Genomic DNA, 3779 nt, shown 5'->3' on the forward strand with positions numbered 1-3779 from the left:
GCTCTATCACCAGGGTGACTGGTTCGACCTGTGCCGCGGGCCGCATGGCCCCTCCACCGGCCGGATCGGCGCGTTCAAGCTGACCAAGGTGGCCGGCGCCTACTGGCGGGGCGATGCCAGGAACCCGCAGCTCCAGCGGATCTACGGGATCGGCTTCCCGACCAGGGAAGCGCTGGACGCCCATCTGCACCAGCTGGAAGAGGCGGAGAAGCGCGACCATCGCCGGCTCGGCCGGGAGATGGACCTGTTCCATGTCCAGGAAGAGGCAGTGGGCTCGGTGTTCTGGCATCCCAAGGGATGGCAGCTCTGGCGCACGGTCGAGAACTACATGCGCCGCCGCCTGGAGGCCGCCGACTATCGCGAGGTGCGCACGCCGCAGCTGATCGATCGGGTGCTCTGGGAGGCGTCGGGGCACTGGGACAAGTTCGGCCAGAACATGTTCACGATCGAGAACGAGGACCGGGTCCTGGCGCTCAAGCCCATGAACTGCCCGGGCCACGTCCAGATCTTCCGGCAGCACCAGCACAGCTATCGCGACCTGCCGCTGCGCATGGCCGAGTTCGGCGCCTGCCACCGTAACGAGCCGTCCGGTGCCCTGCACGGCATCATGCGGGTGCGCGCATTCACCCAGGACGACGCGCACATCTTCTGCGAGCCCACGCAGATCAACGCCGAGACGGTGTCCTTCCTGGACCTGCTGCGCTCGGTCTATGCCGACTTCGGCTTCACCGACATCAAGGTGAAGTTCAGCGACCGGCCGCCTTTGCGCGCCGGCTCCGACGAGGTCTGGGACCAAGCGGAGAAGGCGCTCTGGGATGCGGTCAACGCCGCGCAGCTCGAATGCACGCTCAATCCCGGCGAGGGTGCGTTCTACGGACCGAAGCTGGAGTTCGTCCTGCGTGACGCGATCGGCCGCGACTGGCAGTGCGGCACGCTGCAGGTCGATTTCGTCCTTCCAGAACGGCTGGACGCTACCTATATTGGGAGTGATGGCCAGAAGCACCGGCCGGTCATGCTGCATCGGGCGATCCTGGGCTCGATGGAGCGGTTCCTCGGCATCCTGATCGAGGAACATGCCGGCAAGCTGCCGATGTGGCTCGCACCCTTGCAGGTGGTGGTCGCCACGATCACCAACGAGGCGGACGCCTATGCCGACCGGGTCGGCGAGGCGTTCCGGCTGGCCGGCATCCATGTCGAGGTCGACAAGGGCGCCGACAAGATCGGCTACAAGATCCGCCAGCATTCGCTGCGCAAGGTCCCCTGGATCATCGCGGTCGGTGCCAAGGAGGCGGAAGTGACTTCGGTCAGCCTGCGGCGACTGGGATCGCAGGCCCAGGAGAGTCTGGCGCTTGACGCGGCAATCGCGTTGTGCCAGCGAGAGTCGATGCCGCCCGACATCGCGCGCACGGCAAGTGCGGCGTGAGCGGACGAACAGGTAGCAACTACGGAGCAGCAAGAACCGGATGAGCAACGCTCGGGAAGAGTACGCGGTCAACTATCAGATCGAAGCACGGGAAGTTCGCCTAGTTGGCGAAGACGGCGAGATGATCGGCGTCGTGCCGTTGCGCGAGGCGCTCATGCGGGCAGAGGACGCTGGCCTCGATCTGGTGGAAGTATCGCCCACCGCGCGGCCGCCGGTCTGCAAGATCCTCGACTATGGCAAGTTCAAGTACGAGGCGCAGAAGAAGGCTGCCGAGGCTCGTAAGAAGCAGAAGGTCATCGAGGTCAAGGAGATCAAGCTCCGGCCCGGCATCGATGACAACGACTACAGCATTAAGATGCGCAAGGTGCGCGAGTTCCTGAGCGAGGGCGACAAGGTCAAGGTGACCATGCGCTTCCGCGGCCGCGAGATGGCGCATCAGCATCTAGGCATGGACGTGCTCACCAAGGTCCGTGACGAGGTGGTCGACCTCGGCAAGGTGGAGCAGATGCCCCGCTTGGAGGGCCGGCAGATGGTCATGGTGATGGCGCCGCTGAAGTGAGCGGCTGACGCCAAGGCAGCACAGATCGAGAGGGCCGGCCGGGGTGACCCGGCCGGCCTTTTTCATGGCCGCGTCGGCAGGGGCGGCGCGCCGTCGGACTTGATCCGGCGCAGCACCATGTTCGAGCGGATGTCGGCAATCATCGGCAAGGTGAGCAGCTGCTCGGTCAAGAGGCGCTCATAGGCAGCGAGATCGGCCACCACGACTTCCGCCAGGAAGTCCGCCTCCCCTGAGACCATGTGGCAGGCCACCACCTCCGGGATCGCCGCCAGGGTCTCCTGCAGCATCGCGGCCGCCTCACGCGAGTGGCGGGCGACCTTGATCGCGACGAATACGGTGAGGCCGAGGCCGATCGCCTCCCGGTCCAGGATCGCCCGGTAGCCCTGAATTACGCCGGCCTCCTCCAGGCGCCGCACCCGGCGCAGGCAGGGCGACGGCGACAGCGCCACCCGGTCGGCCAGATCGACATTGCTGATCCGGCCATCCGCCTGGAGCACCGCCAGGATGCGGCGGTCCGCATCGTCCAGTTCTGGCATATTCTATCTTCCATTGCGCCCTCTACGCAGTATCCTGCCAATTCTGACTTGTCATCGAGCCGAGCTTCGCAAGGACCTGCCGTGGACAAGGGTGGCATGATCAACCCCGTGGTCGAGACGACACGGGAGTCTGGTTATGTACGCACGCATCTGGCGCGGCTGGACGCAGGCGGCGCAGGCGGACCGCTACGAGGAACTGCTGCGCTCTGAGGTCTTCCCCGGCATTCGCGCCCGCTGCCGCCAGGGGCTGGAGCGGATCGACCTGCTGCGCCGGGAGGAGGGGGAGGAGGTCGGCTTCGTCACGGTGATGTGGTTCAGCGACAGGGCGGCACTGGCGGCGTTCGCCGGGCCGGACGGCGAGGCTGCCTATGTGCCGGCGGCGGCCCGGCAGATCCTCACCCGGTTCGAAGAGCGGGCCGGCCACTATCTGGTCCGCCATCAGGACGGGTGACCGGCCGGCCTCAGTCCGGCAGGCCGAATACTGCGCAGGGTTCTGCGATGCCGCGCAGCCTGTGCCGGCCCAGCGGGATTGACGGATGGCTGGTCTCTGCCGCGAAAGCGCCGGAGAGCAGGACCGGTCGGCCGAGCGGGCGGCACAGGCCCTCCAGCCGGCTGACCAGGTTCACTGGCGGGCCAATCGCGGTGAAATCCAGCCGATTGGCAGTGCCAATATTGCCCCACAGCATCTCACCGACATGGAGTGCGGTGCCGAACGGCAACGGCGGCAGGCCACGAGCGGCACGGCTGCGATCCAGATGGTCCATCCCGGCCCGGGCGGCGGCCACCGCGCGCATCGCGGCGTCACAGGCAGCAGGGGCGTCACGCTGCCCGATCGGGAAGATCGCCAGGATGCCGTCGCCGATGAACTTCAGGACCTCGCCACCAAAGGCGTGGACCGCACCGGCGACGCGGTCGAACCAGGCATCGAGCGTGGCGATCACCTCGAATGGCGCGCTCGTTTCCGATAGCTCGGTGAAGCCGCGCAGGTCGGCATAGAGCAGGGCCGCCTGGATGATCTCGCCGGGCTCGCGCCGCAGCCGGCCGGCCAGCACCCGTGCCGCACTGCGCCTGCCGAGATAGGTCTCCAGCAGCACGGCCTGGGTCGCGCGCGCCGCCAGCACGGCCAGCGGTGCGATGGCGAAGCGGGCCACCTCGTGCAGGAGCCGCAGCTCGGCCGGGCGCAAGGGGCGGCTGGCTGCCCAGCCGAGTCGTGCCGCAGCACCGACGGGAGTCTCGTGGACCTCGCCCAGAGCGGCCAGCC

The 3779-nt window shown here is 67.4% G+C and carries 5 protein-coding genes; 3 read left to right on the top strand and 2 right to left on the bottom strand.

The features are described 5' to 3' along the window. Together thrS and infC are read left to right on the top strand one after the other, a co-directional pair. On the top strand, window positions 1–1423 hold a 1423-nt coding region (gene thrS, locus EQG76_RS03380; protein WP_159710616.1), incomplete at its 5' end, for a threonine--tRNA ligase. A 40-nt stretch (window positions 1424–1463) separates the two neighbouring features. Continuing rightward, on the top strand, window positions 1464–1982 hold the full coding sequence (gene infC, locus EQG76_RS03385) for a translation initiation factor IF-3 (protein WP_159710618.1): 519 nt from the start codon (window positions 1464–1466) through the stop codon (window positions 1980–1982). Window positions 1983–2044: 62 nt separating this feature from the next. Here infC and EQG76_RS03390 read toward each other — a convergent pair whose 3' ends face one another. After that, complete coding sequence (locus EQG76_RS03390; protein ID WP_159710620.1) at window positions 2045–2518, bottom strand: Lrp/AsnC family transcriptional regulator; 474 nt, start codon at window positions 2516–2518, stop codon at window positions 2045–2047. Window positions 2519–2654: 136 nt separating this feature from the next. On the opposite strand from EQG76_RS03390, the gene EQG76_RS03395 reads away from it, so the two are divergent. Then, window positions 2655–2969 (top strand): antibiotic biosynthesis monooxygenase, encoded by a 315-nt coding sequence (locus EQG76_RS03395; RefSeq protein ID WP_159710622.1) that lies wholly within the window; start codon window positions 2655–2657, stop codon window positions 2967–2969. Window positions 2970–2979: 10 nt separating this feature from the next. Here EQG76_RS03395 and EQG76_RS03400 read toward each other — a convergent pair. Further along, a partial coding sequence (locus EQG76_RS03400; RefSeq protein ID WP_159710624.1) for an adenylate/guanylate cyclase domain-containing protein occupies window positions 2980–3779 on the bottom strand: 800 nt, incomplete at its 5' end.

Origin of the sequence: Geminicoccus flavidas (assembly GCF_009806515.1) — a bacterium.
GTDB classification, from domain to species: domain Bacteria; phylum Pseudomonadota; class Alphaproteobacteria; order Geminicoccales; family Geminicoccaceae; genus Geminicoccus; species Geminicoccus flavidus.